A 17,552-nucleotide genomic window follows, 5' to 3' on the forward strand; every position below is an offset into this window, starting at 1 on the left:
TCATCAGCGGTAAATAACCGCATTTTTACATAATGATACCAATTATATGTTGTTTTGCAACATAATCTGGAATGAGCGTCTAGAATAGGTTGATAGACGGTTATTTCATTGATTAAACTCAATCAAACTTTAACCATTTTAATCACTGTTCTAATCGTTGGTTTCGCGGTACAACGTGGTTTGTGATTCCTGCCTAAAGTCTTCATAAGTAATAACAGCTTCTGAATTAGGTGGCGCACTGTCGGTCAGCTCTGTGCTTTCTGCTGCTGCACTACTAGCTGGCGCGTCTTGCTGATCACCATTTAAGTCAGTTGCTTGCTGTGCAGATGTAGATTGGCTCGTGGTATTAGCAGATGGGGCATCGTTAAGAGTAGGTGTTTGCTCAGTATTGGGATTGGAGGCTTGTGTATCCTCTACTGTCATCTTTGACACTATACTGCTACTTGCACTATTAGTTATATCGTCTGATGCTGTATTATCTGGTGTGGGAGTCGCTAAAACACCAGTGAAAACCAGCACCAGTATGGTCGCTGCTATCAACAATAAACCACCCACGACCATAACCATAAGCGGTTTTTTGCGACGTGCCGGCTTATTTAGTGACTTTAGAGATGTTTGGATACTATCAGTATTTAAATCCGCAGATACGTCTACAGTATTTAACAAGTCATCGTCAGACTTAATCGATATCGGCATGCTCGATGATAGAGCTTCTTGCTCATCAGTATCGATAAACAATGATTTTTCTGCCTCATCATCTAGGATATGATGGTTTGATGCAGTGTCCCGCAAACTGCTATCAGCCTGATTGCTATTGATAGGCTCATCTGCCGTCGGTACTTTGTTTGGTACAGGCGTATTTTTGTTGGAAAAATCAAACGTAGCGTTGGTTGTCGTGATATCTACCAGTTCTAATGATTGCGCCTGCTGACTGCTCTCTTCTTCAAACAGTTGTAGTTCCTCGGCACTCAAAGGCTCAAATGCAGCAAGTTTTTTTGCGCTTTCAAGCGCTAGCGAGTCATCGTTGTCATTACTGGAATTGTCACTGTCAGCGATCTGCACCCGACTGATGAAACGCTCATAAATATCATCATTATGACGCGTACGCGCCTTTTGGCTGACAATTTTTGCCAGCGCCTCTTCAAAATCAGTACTGATGTCTTTATCGTCGTCGCTCATAAAGGGATACCAAACCAGTGTATGCTACTGGTATTAAATGACTGCTGGAATGAAGAGGTAATATTTCTTGCTAAAGTGTAACAGTATTGTGAGCTCCCAATATAGTTGCTCAACCTCTTATCTTCAAGCACAATTTGTCCGATATCGCTAATTTATGTAGGCCTCTTAGCATAACTCACTAAATAGACGTTAAAATTGACTCTATAACAACCGTACTTATTAGATAACTAACATCGTTAGCATAGCAGGTTTAATGATATGGATTTAAAACAGCTTAATGCGTTTATTGCGGTTGCAGACTTACGCAGCTTTAGCGCAGCTGCCGCAAAGACAGGACTGTCACAACCCAGTTTGAGTCGCTTGCTAAAACAGCTTGAAACTGACATGGGCGTGGTGCTTATTGATCGCTACCACAGGCCTTTGAATCTGACTGAAGCCGGTTCATTTTTCTATGACAAAATAAGCACGATACTAACAGAAATTGATACCGTGACTAGCATGACCCAGCGCTTATCTGCGCCCAGTAGCGCACTCAATATTGGGTTTGTGCCTTCAGTGTTATATGGACTGCTTCCCGAAATCATCGCCACGCTTAAACAATTCAGTCCCGATATTGACGTTAATTTAAAAGACATCAGCTCATATCAGCAGATGGACGCACTCAAGTCTGGTGAGATTGACATTGGCTTTGGCCGATTTGCTCATCAAGACCCTTGGATTCAACAAATACTCTTACGTCATGAGCGATATGTGGTGGCATTGCCAAAATCGCACCCGCTCGCCAATGTACGCAAGCAGCGCCTGATAGACTTGGCGAACAATCGCTTAATTTTATACCATCAAACGCATTTGCCAGTATCGTCAACTGTGACGACAGAGATAGTAACCCAAGCGAGCGACGAGTTGTCTGCCAGTACAGTAAACCGTGCGACTCACGAAACATCATTGTCTAGCGAGGCCATCACCGAGCCTTTACTACACCTGTTTGCACAATACGGCATCTCACCCTTTATGACCACGACGGTGAGTGATTTGCAAGTGGCATTAGGTTTGGTTGCGGCAGGCGAAGGCATTACGCTTGTGCCTGCCAGCCTTCAAACGGTGCGTACCGAACAGATCAGTTATCAACGCTTGATTCACGAAAATGTGACCTCTCCTATCTACTTGCATACGCTTAAAGACTTCGTACATCCAAACATACCGGACTTGCTCACGGCCATCTATCATGTCTACGAACAACGAGGTATCACTTATCGGCAGCAAAATTTTGTGTCACAGGCCTAAATGGGCAGATATCTTGTGAATATTATGTTATAAAGAACCGCCAAAAATAATTGGTTTTAAATATTGATATTATTTTATAAATATGCTAACTAACAAGAATGGCAATGCAAACAAATAGTAATAATAACTAGAATAATCATTCTCCTAGACAGTATTGCTGTGGTAAAGTCGATACAATATGAATCATTTTATATTTGAGTGTATTATAAGATGGTTTTCTACTGATCATTGGCAAGCTGACACAGGTAAGTGATAATTTGCCGTTCTAAACATTTCGAGGTATTCATGACCACACAACCACTCAACAATTTACGTACCGCTGAGGATAGCGCAGGCGTACCGCAAGAAGGCTTTAGTTGGCGCATCTTTGGCCCAGGTATTTTGATGGCGACTGCTGCCATTGGTGGCTCGCATCTGATTTCATCAACACAGGCCGGTGCTATCTATGGCTGGCAGTTGGCTATTATGATTATCTTAGCCAACGTGTTTAAGTATCCATTTTTTCGATTCGCAACCGATTATGTTTATGATACAGGCGAGAGTTTGATTGCAGGCTACGCCAAACGCTCAAAGGTATATCTTTGGGTATATTTCATTCTCTCTATCTTGTCAGCCGTTATTAGTACGGGTGCGGTCTCACTCATTGCCGCTGTGATCTTAGGCTTTATGCTGCCCGCCTCACTCGGTCTGTCGACGATGGCGTTATCTCTCATTATCGTCGCGGTCTCTTGGTTCTTTTTGATTGCAGGGCATTATAAATTGCTCGATGGCGTGACCAAGTGGATTATGATTGCGCTTACCACAGCAACGGTAGCAGCGGTCGTTATTGCCGCTGGTAAGCCAACCGTCATGGCAGTGGATTTTGTCGCCGCCTCTCCTTGGAACTTAGCCACATTGGGATTTATCGTAGCACTGATGGGCTGGATGCCAGCACCACTTGAGTTTGCGGCGATTACCTCTATGTGGACCTCCGCCAAAGTTAAAGCGGATCACACTACCCATCGCCAAGGCTTATTAGATTTTAACGTGGGCTATGCCGTCTCAGCGATTTTGGCATTGTTCTTCTTATCGCTAGGCGTGTTTGTCCAATATGGGTCAGGACAAGAGATCGAGCTAGTCGGCGGCGCTTATATCAATCAGTTGATTAATATGTATACCGCCACCATTGGTGAATGGTCGAGACTGCTGGTCGCTTTCGTCGCCTTTATGTGTATGTTTGGCACCACGATCACCTGTGCAGATGGTTACGGCCGTGCTAATGCTGAGTGCTGGCGCTTGCTCAAAGGTCAAAGTGAAATCAACAAAAAGCAAGTCGCTTTTTGGACCACCTATGCTATCGGTGGCGGGCTAGTGATTATCACGTTCTTTACCGGACAGCTAGGCTCAATGCTTAAGTTTGCCATGATATCAGCGTTCGTCTCTGCGCCTATTTTTGGTTGGTTAAACTACTCATTGGTCACAAAGCATAAAAAACTGTCGTTCGGTATGAATGCACTGTCTATCGCAGGCTTGATATTCTTGGCAGGTTTTGCCTTATTGTTCTTGGCTAATCTTGCAGGATTATTTGCTTAACCTTTTGCTTGATATAAGACTCCAAGCTTAATCGTCCTATACGAATATAAAAAAGCCCTAATAGCTCAGCTGTTGGGGCTTTTTGATAGGTGTCATTAAATTAATGAAACAGTAACCATGAAGCAATAACCTGAGTAATTGTAACTAAATGTAAAAATTATAATGTTCCAAAACCTGAGATTTTAAGTAATATGAATACTTATGGTGAGAAAATACCATTAATTGCATAGTGCTATTTGAATTATGAATAATATTAAATTTATTAAATAAGTTTATTAAATAAATTAATCAATTGTTAAAAACCCAAACTTTTCAAGCATGAATAATTGAGTATAATCAGCTACAACAATTAGAATATTCTCCCTCCATGTAAGGATTATCACATGACTTCATCTTCAGCTGGCGCGCGCTTTCGCAGTGCTCTCACTCAAAAAAACGATAATAACCAACCATTACAGATTGCAGGCGCTATCAATGCCTACACAGCGATGATGGCGACCCAAGTTGGTCATCAAGCGTTGTACCTCTCTGGTGCTGGCGTGGCAAACGCCTCATTTGGTTTGCCGGATCTTGGTATGACCAGTCTTGATAATGTACTAGAAGATGCTCGCCGTATCACCGATGCCGTTGATACGCCACTATTGGTTGATATCGATACTGGCTTTGGTGGCGCGTTTAACATCGCCCAAACCATTAGAAAAATGGAAAAAGCAGGCGTCGCAGCGGTACATATCGAAGACCAAGTGGCGCAAAAACGTTGTGGTCATCGCCCAAACAAAGAAATCGTTAGCATCTCAGAGATGGTTGATCGTCTAAAAGCCGCATTGGATGCCAAGACTGACCCTGATTTTGTGGTGATGGCACGTACAGATGCGTTATCTGTAGAAGGTTTGGACGCTGCTGTCGAGCGCGCCATTGCCTTTCAAGAAGCGGGTGCAGATATGATCTTTGCAGAAGCGCTAACCGATATCGAAATGTATCGTAAGTTCACTGATGTACTCGACATTCCAGTACTGGCAAACATGACAGAGTTTGGTCAGACAGATCTATACACCACTGACCAGTTGTATAGTGTGGGTGTCGAGATGGTGCTTTATCCACTATCAGCCTTCCGCGCTATGAACAAAGCAGCGTTGAACGTTTATCAGCATTTATTAGATGATGGCACGCAAGACAAAGTCGTCGATACCATGCAGACCCGTATGGATCTCTACGATTTCTTAAACTATCACGAGTTTGAGCAAATGCTAGACAAGCTATTTGCTAATAATAAATAGTCAATCATTAGTCATTGGCAACACTGAAAAGATAAATCATCTTTGAAGGCTTTATCTTTTCGAAATCCGTCTTCACTTACCTTTAGGTTATTTATGCCATTTTTTACGTCTAATACTGTTGTTAAAACGTCACTACTTAGCAGTGCACTTGCTGCGCTGTTATTCATGACGGGCTGTGATAAAACACCAGAAACCGCCGACGATACGACCAGTGCTGCAAGCACTGCTGAAGCTGATGCTACCAAAGAGGCTCCTGCACCTGCCACTCAAGATGATTTGGTCATGACGACGATTACGCTAGATACCGTCAACAGCCTACTTTTTGCACCGGTTATCAATAGCGGTGCACTCAGTGCAGAGCAAGTCAGCTGCCTCGAATCACGCGACAAAGACTTGGGTAAAGCCGAAGTCGATAGCTTCTATAAAAGTCAGTTTACCGATGCAGAGTTAAAAGAGCTAGATGGCTTTTATACGTCAGAGGTAGGGAAAAAGCTGATTACGTTTGGCAATGAGCAACTGCGCGTCATGAATGGTGAAGAAATTGCAACACCAATGGCTGATCCTACTCCAGAAGAGATGACTGAGATTCAGACATTCATGGAGTCACCACTGGGTGTCAAATATATGAAGATCAATAATGCAGAAGGCGAAGGCAGCGCGATGGAAGTCTTAAATGGCCCTATCGAAGCTGAGTTTGCGCGCTGTAAGGTTGATTTAGATGGCCCGCAGCCTGAACAGCCTGCGTAACGCTAGACTGGCGCTATAGTCAGTCATCAACTGATAAATTTATTATTAGAAACACCGTTTTCACCCAAAAAAGCTACCCACAAAAGGAATGTAAACATGGCAGCACAAAAAGAACTTTCAGGCGCAGGTCTACGCGGTCAAGTCGCTGGCAAGACCGCTCTCTCTACCGTTGGCAAATCAGGCTCTGGTCTGACCTATCGCGGTTATGATGTATCAGAGCTGGCAGATAAATGTATTTTTGAAGAAGTGGCCTATTTGCTGCTATACGGCAACTTGCCTACTCAAAGTGAACTTGATGCCTATCAAGCTAAGCTCAAAAGCCTTCGCGGCCTACCACAAGCGTTAAAAGATGTGCTTGAACGCATCCCGAGCGATGCGCATCCAATGGACGTGCTACGTACAGGTTGCTCTATGCTCGGTAACCTTGAGACCGAGATGAGTTTTGATGAAGAGAATGATCAAACCGACCGTATGCTGGCAACATTCCCATCGATCATTAACTACTGGTACCGCTTTACCCACGACAATGTACGTATCGAGACCGATACGGATGACGCTACTATTGGCGGTCATTTCTTGCATTTACTCAAAGGCGAAAAGCCAAATGAGTTACACGAAAAAGTCATGAACGTCTCGCTTATCTTGTACGCAGAGCATGAGTTTAATGCTTCGACCTTTACTGCTCGCGTGTGTGCGTCTACTTTGTCTGACATTCATTCTTGTATCACTGGCGCAATCGGTTCACTACGCGGTCCATTGCATGGCGGTGCTAACGAGGCGGCGATGGACATGATTGAAGGCTTTGGCTCACCTGATGAAGCCGAAGAAGAAATGATGGGCATGCTAGCACGTAAAGACAAAATCATGGGCTTTGGTCATGCCATCTATAGCGAGTCAGATCCGCGTAACGTCGTGATTAAAGGTTGGGCTGAGAAGCTAGCTGCGGACGTTGGTGATGAAGTGTTATATCCAGTATCGGTACGCTGTGAAGAGGTCATGTGGCGCGAGAAAAAGCTGTTCTGTAATGCTGACTTTTTCCATGCTTCTGCCTATCACTTCATGGGCATCCCAACCAAACTGTTCACCCCTATCTTTGTCTGTTCACGCTTGACAGGTTGGGCCGCTCATGTATTTGAGCAACGTGCTAATAACCGTATCATTCGTCCAAGTGCGGAATATACAGGTGAAGAGTTACGTCCTGTACCAGATATGAGTGCGCGTTAAGTAATTGTTTTTCATTGCTTATTGCTGAACAATCATTATCAGCTAGCGGCAATGCTAGCTGATAAAGGTATAAGGTATGATGATTGAGCCTTGCTATTATCTGTTTAGGCTTGATCGTTATATGCTCATTCTCAGTTATATAAATCATGTTTCACTAACTTCCAATATCGCTTTTTTAGCAAAACCTACAAGAACAAACGATGATTTTGCTAAAGGAATGACTTTTTTACCCAATATTGACGCTTAATTATTCATTTAAATCAGCCAACCGCCAAAGGTGACTTATGGACAACGCCCTAGTACAACCAATGAACGAACAATTTAAAAAGCCGCTTCCAGGTACTGATCTTTATTATTTTGACACACGTGAGGCTGTCGAGAGTATTGAGGCTGGCGCGTATGACAAGCTGCCGTACTCATCAAAAGTGTTGTGTGAAAACCTAGTACGTCGTTGCCCACCAGAAGAGTTAACGGATGCGCTAAAGCAGCATATTGAAGGCAAGCAAGACCTTGATTTCCCTTGGTACCCTGCCCGCGTGGTCTGTCATGATATCTTGGGTCAGACGGCGTTTGTTGATTTGGCGGGCCTACGTGATGCCATCGCTGAGCAAGGCGGTGACCCGTCTAAAGTAAACCCTATCGTTCCTACTCAGCTCATCGTTGATCATTCACTAGCTGTTGAGCATGCAGGCTTTGAAGAAAATGCCTTTGAGAAAAACCGTGCTATCGAAGAACGCCGTAACGATGACCGTTTTCACTTTATCAACTGGTGTCAGTACGCTTTTGATAATGTGAACGTCGTGCCACCGGGTAACGGCATCATGCATCAGATTAACCTAGAAAAAATGTCGCCTGTCGTACAGGTCGTGCATAATAAAGCGGGTGAAGAAGTTGCATTTGCCGATACGTTAGTCGGTACCGACAGCCACACGCCGATGGTCGATGCACTAGGCGTTATTTCAATCGGTGTTGGCGGGCTTGAGGCCGAAAGTGTGATGCTAGGCAACCCATCATATATGCGCCTACCTGATTACGTTGGCGTAAAATTAACGGGCAAACTGCAAAAAGGCATTACCGGTACGGATCTCGTACTTGCGATGACCGAGTTTTTACGTGATGCAGGTGTGGTCTCTACCTATATCGAATTCTTTGGTGAAGGCGCACGTCAACTGAGCGTCGGTGACCGTGCCTCTATCTCCAATATGACGCCTGAATATGGTGCCACTGCCGCGATGTTCTATATCGATGAGCAAACCACTGACTATCTACGTCTGACTGGTCGTTCTGAGGCTCAGATCAAATTGGTTGAGCAGTATGCCAAGCAAACAGGTCTTTGGGCTGACGGTATGGAAAAAGCCGAGTACGCCCGCGTGCTTGAGTTTGATCTATCAGCAGTGGTACGGAATATGGCAGGCCCATCGCGTCCACATGCCCGTGTATCGACTACTGACTTGGTTGCCAAAGGTATCGCCCACGCTCCTGATCAAAAGCTACCTGAACCAAAAGACGGTTTGATGCCAGATGGCGCGGTTATTATCGCGGCGATCACCAGTTGTACCAATACCTCAAACCCTCGCAACATGGTTGCTGCAGGCCTCGTTGCCCGTAACGCCAATGCTAAAGGCTTGTTACGGAAACCTTGGGTGAAATCTTCACTAGCACCCGGCTCAAAAACCGTCAAAATGTACCTAGAAGAAGCTGGTCTGATGCCAGAATTGCAAGAAATTGGCTTTGACGTGGTTGGTTTTGCCTGTACGACGTGTAATGGCATGAGCGGTGCGCTCGACCCTGATATCGAAAAAGAAATCATTGATAACGACTTATTTACCACGGCAGTGCTATCTGGTAACCGTAACTTTGATGGTCGTATCCATCCGTATGCTAAGCAAGCATTTTTAGCCTCGCCGCCACTGGTTATCGCTTACGCCATCGCTGGTAACATCCGCTTTGATATCGAAAAAGATTCATTGGGTAAAGACCAAAACGGCAATGACGTGTACCTAAAAGACATCTGGTTTGATGATGATGAGGTTGATGCTATCGTCGCTGCTGCCGTGAAGCCTGAGCAATTCAATGCTGTATATATCCCAATGTTTGACGAAGCTAAAAAAGACACAGGTAAAGCGTTAAGCCCACTATATGACTGGCGTGAAATGACGACCTATATTCGCCGCCCACCGTATTGGGAAGGCAAAATGGCAGCGATGAACAAACTAAAAGGTATGCGTCCATTAGCAGTATTGGGTGACAACATCACCACTGACCATATGTCACCGTCGAATGCTATTCTTGGTGCATCGGCAGCTGGCGAATATCTCGATACTATGGGCTTGCCTGCTGAAGACTATAACTCTTATGCGACCCATCGCGGCGACCATTTAACTGCGCAACGTGCCACTTTTGCCAATCCTAAACTATTGAACGAGATGGTACTCAACGACAGCGGTGAAGTCATCCAAGGATCACTGGCGCGCGTTGAACCAGAAGGTCAAGTCATGCGTATGTGGGAAGCGATTGAGACCTACATGAACCGTGAGCAGCCGCTTATCATCATCGCAGGTGATGGTTATGGTCAAGGCTCAAGCCGTGACTGGGCTGCCAAAGGCGTCCGTCTCGCTGGTGTAGAAGCTGTCGTTGCTGAAGACTTTGAACGTATTCATCGTCAAAATTTAGTCGGTATGGGTGCTCTACCTCTACAGTTCGAAGAAGGCACCAATCGTCATACGCTCAATATTAGTGGTTCAGAAACTTTTGATGTAACGGGCGAAGTCTCTGCTGGCGGGTTGATGACACTAGTTATTCATCGTACTGATGGCACCACTACTGAGACGCCAATTATCTGCCGTTTAGATACTGCTGACGAAGTCAAAATGTACAACGCTGGCGGTATGCTACAACGCTTTGCTAAAGAGTTTATCGAAGGTACGCTCGATATTGTCTAAGGCTATCCTGTAGTTTTTAGTGTGATAAGTAGCAAAGTATAAAAGTCGCCGATGTTGTATAACCTGTTTATATGACATCGGCTTTTATTTTCTTTTGCGTTCTACACATTGGTTTTTCTCACTTATAGCTAAATATTGAGTTTGCTTCACCGATAGCGTAATATGTACGATATATTGTACAAGTTATAAAGTATGTCTTGAGAGGAGTAAGCCATGAGAGTCGTTAGTTTTTCAGAAGCCAGAAAGCACTTAAAGTCCGTCCTAGACACGGTAAATGATGATGCCAACGCCACTATCGTGACCCGCCGTGACGCCGATGATGCGGTTGTAATGTCACTAGACTATTACAATAGCCTGATGGAAACCGTTCATTTATTAAAATCTCCTGCCAATGCGGCTCACTTAGCAAAGTCTATTGCTCAATACCAAGCTGGCAAGACTGTTACGCGTGAGTTAATTGATATGGTAGATGACAGTGATGATAATGAGCATACGGATAGCAACATTGAAAATGCTTGAGCTCAAAGGCTTTAATGAACATAAAAGGTCTGATAATGAATGAGCAACTAGCATGGACAGATGCTGCGTGGAAGGACTATCTGTACTGGCAAACACAAGACAAAAAAACAATCAAACGCATTAACAAACTCATTACCGAATGTAGGCGTAGTCCATTTGAAGGCATTGGCAAACCTGAACCTCTAAAAGAAAACCTATCAGGATTTTGGTCCCGACGCATTGATGACGCTAATCGTTTGGTATATGCCGTCGATGATAATTACCTCACGATTATTTCTTGCCGCTATCATTATTGACGAGCGCTCTTAGTCGTTTGGGTTTGTTTGTCGATTACACTACACCCAATCTTATAACAATATAAAAAGGACTTAATAAAGTGGCCCAAACTAACTCTCAATCAAAACCCTTTTTTGCCCCGCAAATATCCGTTCCTGCTACCTATATGCGCGGTGGTACCTCAAAAGGCACTTTCTTTAAATTATCTGATTTACCTGAGCGTTGCCAAGTCGCTGGCAAGTCACGTGATAACTTCCTATTACGGGTCATCGGCAGCCCAGATCCTTACGGCAAGCAGATTGATGGTTTGGGCAATGGTAGCTCTAGTACGTCAAAAACGGTTATTTTATCAGCCTCTGACAGACCAGATCACGATGTGAATTATCTGTTTGGACAAGTTAATATCGCTAAACCAATGATTGACTGGGCGGGTAACTGTGGCAACTTAACCGCAGCCGTTGGTGCCTGTGCCATTAATATAGGTTTGGTCGATGCCGACAAAATTGCTAATAGTATCGACGAAGATACTGAAAGCGGTATTTGTGAAGTACGCATTTGGCAAGAAAATATCAGTAAGACGATTATTGCCCATGTTCCCGTCTATAAAGACGCAAATGACAAAGTACAAGTTCAAGAAACGGGCGACTTTGAATTAGATGGTGTGACCTTCCCAGCGGCTGAAGTCAAAATTGAGTTTATCGATCCTGTTGATGCCACAAGCGACATGTTCCCTACTGGCAACTTGGTCGATGACTTCGATGTTACTGGCTGCGGGTTAAATACCGATAGCGTCCAAGCCACCTTCATTAGCGCAGGCATCCCCACCATCTTTATGAAAGCAGAAGATTTGGGCTTTACGGGTACTGAATTACAAGGCGACATCAATAGCGATGGTGAGCTACTTGCCAAGCTTGAAAAAATCCGTGCCACAGGCGGCGTTGCGATGGGATTGTTTAAAGATGTCTCTGAAGCACAGACCAGTCAACACATTCCTAAAGTCGCTTGGGTTGGCGCAGCACAGAGCTATACGGCCTCTAGTGGTAAGTCGGTCGATGCAGGAGAGATTGACTTAGTCGTACGTGCCATGAGTATGGGTCAATTGCATCATGCCATGATGGGCACAGCAGCAGTCGCTATTGCCGCCGCAGCAACCACACAAGGCACACTCGTCAATCAAGCAGCAGGCGATGGCGAGCTGACAGAGGTGCGTTTTGGCCATCCATCAGGTACATTACTCGTAGGCGGAAAAACCGAACTGGTCGATGGGCGTTGGCAAGCCAAAAAAGTGTCGATGAGCCGCTCAGCAAGGCGTATCATGGTGGGTGAAGTTTTTGTGCCAGCGGATGCGTTTTAAACGTAGTCATGGCGTATTTTAATTTACGATAGAGTTTTATGCCAACATCTCCCCAGCCACGCCGTGTGCAATTAGACAAAAAACCTCCCGTCGAGAAAAAAGAACGACGGGCGCTGCTGTGGGATATTCTAAAAAAACTGGCGGTATTTGCTAAACCTTATCGCGTACTTATCATTGCTACCTTAGTGCTGACCGCCCTAGGATCCTTTACCGCTCAGGTCAATGCGTTTGTGCTGCGTTATACCGTCGATACCTTGACCGAAATTGACACGCTTGCCGATCCATGGCAAGCGGGTTTACGTATGCTAGGGATTATCAGTGCGGTCCTCCTGACCAAAGAGATACTGTCGATATTCATCTCTTTTGGTCAGCGTTTTTTTGGCGAAAAGATTCGTATCAACTTATCTCGCGACCTGTCCCAAAAAATCATTGAACGCATCCTTACCTATCGCATGGCGTTTTATACCAGCAGTGAGAACGACAGTGGCAAGCTGCAAACACGCATTGATTATGGGGTCAGCAGTCTTACAAGCCTAGTGCAGAACTTCTTTATCGACATGCTGCCGTTATTTGCCAACGCAATCGTGGCGCTTATTATCATGTTTTCGACCAATTTTTGGGTTGGCATGGTCGGTCTTATTATCATACCTATTTACTTTTTTATCAGCCAAAAGCAAGCACGCCGCCTGCAAGGTTTTCGTCGGCAGATGCGGGGGTTTCGAGAAGCCAAAAGCGGTTTGGTTATCTCTTTGATTAATTCGATCAGTGTGGTTAAATCCTTTGTCCGTGAATCCATTGAGGCTGAAAAGCACTTAGCCATTCAAAAGGAAATGACCGACAATCAACTGCGCATTCGCAGTATTGGTTTTGTTTATGATGCCATCAAAACCTTTATTGAGCAGATTGGTGTGGTGGTTATCATTCTTCTCACCGCTTATTTTGTGCTACAAGGCGAGATGACCATTGGTATGATTTTGTTTCATGTCATGCTATTTCAGAATGTCGCCGCTCCTATTCGTCAATTGCATCGCATCTATGATCAAATCAATAATGCGCTGACCTATGCCGAAGGTTTTTTTGATATTTTAGAAGATGACAAGCAAGTCGAAAACATCGATGGCATCAGTAGCGAAAACCTAAAAGGCCATATCGAGCTTAAAAACGTTGATTTTACCTACCCGAATGGCACACAAGCGCTAAAGAATGTCAGCTTTATTATCAAGCCAAATCGTATCACTGCACTGGTTGGTCTCTCTGGTGCTGGCAAAAGCACCATCATCAATCTATTGGTTAAATTCTATGCGCCAGATGCTGGCACGATCTGCCTAGATGGACATGATTTGGCTGGCTGTGATACCCACGAATTGCGTCAGCGCATCGGGTTGGTACTACAGAGCAATCATATCTTTTCAGGTACGATTAGTGAAAATATCCGCTATGGTGATATGAATGCCAGCGAAGATGACATCATCGTGGCGGCAAAAAAGGCCTCTATCCACGAGCAAGTCATGTCTCTACCAGATGGCTACGAGAGTACCGCCAAATCCTTATCAGGCGGTCAGCAGCAGCGTATTGCATTGGCAAGGATGTTTTTAAAAGACCCGCCCATTGTATTTTTGGACGAGCCAACCGCCAGTCTAGACGCTATCGCCAGTCAGCAGGTCAAAAAGAGCCTAGATCTGATCAAAAAAGACCGTACCGTCATTATGGTCTCGCACAATATTGCCCAAATCATTGATGCGGATGATCTCGTGGTGATAGAAAATGGCGAAGTGGTTGAAACAGGTACGCACGAGGCACTCTATGCCCAGCGCGGCAAATATTTTGAAATCTTTAGCGCCATGTCTGATAGCCTAAACTTGGACAAAATCAGCCAAACCCTAAACGGTTAGGAATGGTTAATGTGTGCCTAAATCGTTATAATGCCCCTATTTTACCGCCTATCGCCAGAAGCTAGACTATTATGAATTGTGAATTTTCCTTAAAAACCTTTGACGAGCTGACTTCAGTTGATCTTTACCATATCCTAAAAGCACGCTCGCAAGTGTTCGTCGTCGAACAAAACTGTGCGTATCAAGATATGGACGAAGTGGATTTCGATTGCTTGCACCTGATCGCTCATCAAAATGCAGCGTTAGTGGGTTACTGTCGTATCGTCCCGCCTGAATTTAATAAGCTGAAATCCAATCTATCGGTTGCTGACCCTACGATTAAAACCAACCATACTACTATGCCTGCCATCGGTAGAGTGCTGGTATTGTCAGAGCACAGAGGTGATGGCCTAGCACGGCAGATGATGACTCAGGCCATTGCACACTGCCGAAAAAACTATGGTAAGAAGCGACCGATTATTATCTCTGCACAGGCTTACTTACTTAGCTTTTATGAGTCTTTGGGTTTTGTACCTGAAGGAGAACATTATCTCGAGGACAATATCGAACATGTGAAGATGGTGCTATACGTTGCTAAGAAAAACAAAATCAAAAAAGAGAGCACGGATACTGCGTCAACCACAAACAAAGTTTTAAGCTCTCTACTCTTTATCTTGGCAGCAATGTTTATTCTAGGCTTGCTATATTTAATGATTTAGACAGCTTGTAAGGTCTTAATTCTTAACATAATTCAAATTGGTTGTTCCATATTGAGTATGCTACTTTTAAATGATGACTCCTTTAAAACGATGGCTGAGATAATCAGTCAAGGAAGTAGTACACTCAGGATGAGGTAACAACCATGTCAAATATAACCAATGTAGACACAGCCAATTCAAATATTAACGATGCAACGGTAGAGAGCAACGTTCGTCCAGAATATGACGATGAAATTCAAAAAATCGCCGATTACGTTCTCAATTATTCAATAGACGAGCAGTCCCCCAACCCTGCTGATGCGTGGAATACTGCGCGCCACTGTCTAATGGACACGCTTGGCTGTGGTCTATTGGCGCTGCGCTTCCCTGAGTGTACCAAGCACTTAGGGCCTGATTGTCCCGATCAAATAACACCGAATGGTGCTCGCGTCCCTGGCACATCCTATAGGCTAGACCCCATCAAAGCCGCTTTTGACATCGGCTGTATGGTGCGCTGGCTTGACTATAACGATACATGGCTTGCTGCCGAATGGGGCCATCCTTCTGATAATTTGGGTGGTATCTTGGCGGTCGCGGACTATATTAGTCAGAAAAACATCAGCCAAGGACAAGCACCATTAACCATGAGAGCAGTGCTTGAAGCCATGATCATGGCGCATGAGATTCAAGGTGTACTGGCACTCGAAAACTCATTCAACCGTGTGGGTCTTGATCATGTGTTTTTGGTCAAGTTGGCTTCAACAGCCGTCGTCGCCAAACTTTATAAGCTACCACGTGAGCGTATCATGGCAGCGATCTCACAAGCCATCGTCGATGGTCAGGCACTGCGTACCTATCGTCATGCACCCAATGCTGGCAGCCGAAAATCATGGGCGGCAGGTGATGCGACCAGTCGTGCGGTACGTCTGGTAGATATAACGGCTCGTGGTGAAATGGGTATCCCTGGCGCATTAACTGCACCGCAGTGGGGATTCTATGATGTGCTATTTAGCCATACCAATAAGGATCTAGCGACCAAGCCTGAAGGTGATCGTCGTTTTAAATTCCAGCGGGATTTCGGTAGTTACGTGATGGAAAATATCTTATTTAAAATAAGCTTTCCTGCTGAATTTCACGCGCAGACTGCTTGTGAAGCCGCGGTGATTCTACACCCACACATCGAAGACAGAATCGACGATATCGAGAGAATTGTCCTAACCACCCATGACTCAGCGATTCGCATCATCTCAAAAGAAGGCGCACTTGCCAATCCGGCTGATCGTGACCACTGTTTGCAGTATATGGTGGCTGTGCCGTTGTTGACAGGCGATCTGATGGCAGAGAACTACGAGGATGACTATCACGAACAGCATTTGTCAATCGATGAGCTGCGCAGCAAGATGGTTGTAGAAGAAAACGCGCAGTATTCAAAAGACTATCATGACCCAAGTAAGCGTTCTATTGCCAACGCCATTCAAGTATTTTTTAATGATGGTAGCAGTACAGAAAAAGTGGCTGTTGAATATCCTATTGGCCACAAACGCCGCCGAGCTGAGGGCATTCCTGTACTGGAAGCAAAGTTCCGCGCCAGTCTGGCCACTCGCTTTATCGAAAGTCGTTGTCAGCAGATCGTTGAGTTATGCGACGATCAAGAAAGACTAGAACAGACGCCTGTTAATGAGTTTATGGCGCTGTTTATGGCTCATTAGTCTAGTATTTTGACGTTATCATGGTATTACTTATTATACTACCAAGGTATTGACTCTCCAGCCCAATCGACAAAACTGCCTGATTGGGCTGCCGTCATCCCTGAGAGTACTTCCAATAAGCACTCCGCGCTATACGCTGGCGAGAACAGATGCCCTTCAGCGACATTGCCTTGAAACGGCGCGGACAGCTGAGTGTTGACAGTGCCTGGTTGCATAACGACCACGCACACATCTTTAAGTGATCTGCTCCATTCGATACTCAGGTTTTTCATCCCCATATTAAGAGCGGCCTTGCTCATTCTATAGCTATACCAGCCGCCTAGCTGATTGTCAGTGATGCTACCGACGCGGGCTGATACGGTCGCAAAAATAGCAGGATGATTGGCGCTGCGATTAGCCTTGCCGAGTAACGGTTTGATGTGTTTTGCTATCAGCAAACTGGCTAGGGCATTGATTTGCATGTTTTGCAAAAAGAACTCCGTTTCCATCTGTCGCAAGGCCTTTTCTGGCTGCGCTGTCCCTGTATGCAATAACCCCACACAGTTTATCACCCAATCCACATGACCGACTGTCTGTTTGATGGTATCGGCAGCTTTTTTAATACTATCCTCATCACTGACATTCATTGGCAGCCAATGTAGATTTTCTGCTTCAATGTTTGGCTCATTACGATGATAAGTAGCAAATACTTGTGTGCGATGGCTTTGATGAGATTGATTGTCCGTCTGATTAGCAGTCGTTGTGTGTATTAGCTGCTGCACCATGGCCTGACCAATGCCGCCTGTTCCACCGATGATAAGATAGGTTTTATTATTCATTTCGTTATTCATATGGCACCTTCCTTTTTTTGATACGCTTTTTGACAAGATTTGGTTTTATATTTATTTTGGCTGATTTTAT

At 44.8% G+C, this 17,552-nt stretch carries 15 protein-coding genes; 13 read left to right on the top strand and 2 right to left on the bottom strand.

The features are described from left to right. Positions 1 to 150 precede the first annotated feature (150 nt). A complete protein-coding gene (locus IP510_RS08945) occupies positions 151 to 1,179 on the bottom strand; it encodes a hypothetical protein (RefSeq protein WP_194364434.1) in 1,029 nt (342 codons plus the stop codon). A 258-nt stretch (positions 1,180 to 1,437) separates the two neighbouring features. Here IP510_RS08945 and IP510_RS08950 point away from each other — a divergent pair, with 258 nt between their 5' ends. The 13 genes from IP510_RS08950 (at position 1,438) to IP510_RS09010 (ending at position 16,652) form a co-directional block, all read left to right on the top strand. Beyond that, on the top strand, positions 1,438 to 2,463 hold the full coding sequence (locus IP510_RS08950) for a LysR family transcriptional regulator (RefSeq protein WP_194364435.1): 1,026 nt from the start codon (positions 1,438 to 1,440) through the stop codon (positions 2,461 to 2,463). A 285-nt stretch (positions 2,464 to 2,748) separates the two neighbouring features. Beyond that, positions 2,749 to 4,035, top strand: coding sequence for an NRAMP family divalent metal transporter (locus tag IP510_RS08955; RefSeq protein ID WP_194364436.1), 1,287 nt, complete (start codon positions 2,749 to 2,751; stop codon positions 4,033 to 4,035). Between the two features lie 383 nt (positions 4,036 to 4,418). Further along, complete coding sequence (gene prpB / locus IP510_RS08960; protein ID WP_194364437.1) at positions 4,419 to 5,312, top strand: methylisocitrate lyase; 894 nt, start codon at positions 4,419 to 4,421, stop codon at positions 5,310 to 5,312. A gap of 93 nt (positions 5,313 to 5,405) precedes the next feature. Then, positions 5,406 to 6,059, top strand: coding sequence for a DUF2059 domain-containing protein (locus tag IP510_RS08965; protein ID WP_194364438.1), 654 nt, complete (start codon positions 5,406 to 5,408; stop codon positions 6,057 to 6,059). Positions 6,060 to 6,155: 96 nt separating this feature from the next. Next, positions 6,156 to 7,283, top strand: a complete 1,128-nt coding sequence (prpC, locus tag IP510_RS08970) for a 2-methylcitrate synthase (protein ID WP_194364439.1) — start codon at positions 6,156 to 6,158, stop codon at positions 7,281 to 7,283. A gap of 76 nt (positions 7,284 to 7,359) precedes the next feature. Beyond that, positions 7,360 to 7,530: a hypothetical protein gene (locus IP510_RS08975; protein WP_194364440.1), complete on the top strand. Its 171-nt coding sequence runs from the start codon at positions 7,360 to 7,362 to the stop codon at positions 7,528 to 7,530. Positions 7,531 to 7,591: 61 nt separating this feature from the next. Then, positions 7,592 to 10,225: a Fe/S-dependent 2-methylisocitrate dehydratase AcnD gene (acnD, locus tag IP510_RS08980; protein WP_265087584.1), complete on the top strand. Its 2,634-nt coding sequence runs from the start codon at positions 7,592 to 7,594 to the stop codon at positions 10,223 to 10,225. 213 nt (positions 10,226 to 10,438) lie between these two features. After that, positions 10,439 to 10,744, top strand: a complete 306-nt coding sequence (locus IP510_RS08985) for a type II toxin-antitoxin system Phd/YefM family antitoxin (protein ID WP_194364442.1) — start codon at positions 10,439 to 10,441, stop codon at positions 10,742 to 10,744. Positions 10,745 to 10,779: 35 nt separating this feature from the next. Beyond that, positions 10,780 to 11,040 carry a Txe/YoeB family addiction module toxin gene (locus tag IP510_RS08990; protein ID WP_194364443.1) on the top strand — a complete coding sequence of 87 codons (261 nt, stop codon included), beginning with the start codon at positions 10,780 to 10,782 and terminating at the stop codon, positions 11,038 to 11,040. An 80-nt stretch (positions 11,041 to 11,120) separates the two neighbouring features. Continuing rightward, a complete protein-coding gene (gene prpF, locus IP510_RS08995; RefSeq protein WP_194364444.1) occupies positions 11,121 to 12,374 on the top strand; it encodes a 2-methylaconitate cis-trans isomerase PrpF in 1,254 nt (417 codons plus the stop codon). Between the two features lie 38 nt (positions 12,375 to 12,412). Beyond that, positions 12,413 to 14,266, top strand: coding sequence for an ABC transporter ATP-binding protein (locus tag IP510_RS09000; RefSeq protein ID WP_194364445.1), 1,854 nt, complete (start codon positions 12,413 to 12,415; stop codon positions 14,264 to 14,266). A gap of 71 nt (positions 14,267 to 14,337) precedes the next feature. Then, the gene (locus IP510_RS09005; protein ID WP_194364446.1) at positions 14,338 to 14,964 is read left to right on the top strand and encodes a GNAT family N-acetyltransferase; all 627 of its coding nucleotides are present in this window, start codon (positions 14,338 to 14,340) and stop codon (positions 14,962 to 14,964) included. Between the two features lie 143 nt (positions 14,965 to 15,107). Further along, positions 15,108 to 16,652: a bifunctional 2-methylcitrate dehydratase/aconitate hydratase gene (locus IP510_RS09010; RefSeq protein WP_194364447.1), complete on the top strand. Its 1,545-nt coding sequence runs from the start codon at positions 15,108 to 15,110 to the stop codon at positions 16,650 to 16,652. A gap of 38 nt (positions 16,653 to 16,690) precedes the next feature. Here IP510_RS09010 and IP510_RS09015 read toward each other — a convergent pair whose 3' ends face one another. Beyond that, positions 16,691 to 17,482 carry an SDR family oxidoreductase gene (locus tag IP510_RS09015; RefSeq protein ID WP_265087580.1) on the bottom strand — a complete coding sequence of 264 codons (792 nt, stop codon included), beginning with the start codon at positions 17,480 to 17,482 and terminating at the stop codon, positions 16,691 to 16,693. Between the last annotated feature and the right edge of the window lie 70 nt (positions 17,483 to 17,552).

It is taken from the genome of Psychrobacter sp. NG254, assembly GCF_015277735.1.
Lineage (GTDB): Bacteria > Pseudomonadota > Gammaproteobacteria > Pseudomonadales > Moraxellaceae > Psychrobacter.

Bases quoted from the DNA above. Each gene is read 5' to 3' on its own strand.
- IP510_RS08945 (WP_194364434.1), bottom strand. From the start codon at position 1,179: ATGAGCGACGACGATAAAGACATCAGTACTGATTTTGAAGAGGCGCTG.
- IP510_RS08950 (WP_194364435.1), top strand. From the start codon at position 1,438: ATGGATTTAAAACAGCTTAATGCGTTTATTGCGGTTGCAGACTTACGC.
- IP510_RS08955 (WP_194364436.1), top strand. From the start codon at position 2,749: ATGACCACACAACCACTCAACAATTTACGTACCGCTGAGGATAGCGCA.
- prpB (WP_194364437.1), top strand. From the start codon at position 4,419: ATGACTTCATCTTCAGCTGGCGCGCGCTTTCGCAGTGCTCTCACTCAA.
- IP510_RS08965 (WP_194364438.1), top strand. From the start codon at position 5,406: ATGCCATTTTTTACGTCTAATACTGTTGTTAAAACGTCACTACTTAGC.
- prpC (WP_194364439.1), top strand. From the start codon at position 6,156: ATGGCAGCACAAAAAGAACTTTCAGGCGCAGGTCTACGCGGTCAAGTC.
- IP510_RS08975 (WP_194364440.1), top strand. From the start codon at position 7,360: ATGATGATTGAGCCTTGCTATTATCTGTTTAGGCTTGATCGTTATATG.
- acnD (WP_265087584.1), top strand. From the start codon at position 7,592: ATGAACGAACAATTTAAAAAGCCGCTTCCAGGTACTGATCTTTATTAT.
- IP510_RS08985 (WP_194364442.1), top strand. From the start codon at position 10,439: ATGAGAGTCGTTAGTTTTTCAGAAGCCAGAAAGCACTTAAAGTCCGTC.
- IP510_RS08990 (WP_194364443.1), top strand. From the start codon at position 10,780: ATGAATGAGCAACTAGCATGGACAGATGCTGCGTGGAAGGACTATCTG.
- IP510_RS09000 (WP_194364445.1), top strand. From the start codon at position 12,413: ATGCCAACATCTCCCCAGCCACGCCGTGTGCAATTAGACAAAAAACCT.
- IP510_RS09005 (WP_194364446.1), top strand. From the start codon at position 14,338: ATGAATTGTGAATTTTCCTTAAAAACCTTTGACGAGCTGACTTCAGTT.
- IP510_RS09010 (WP_194364447.1), top strand. From the start codon at position 15,108: ATGTCAAATATAACCAATGTAGACACAGCCAATTCAAATATTAACGAT.
- IP510_RS09015 (WP_265087580.1), bottom strand. From the start codon at position 17,482: ATGAATAACGAAATGAATAATAAAACCTATCTTATCATCGGTGGAACA.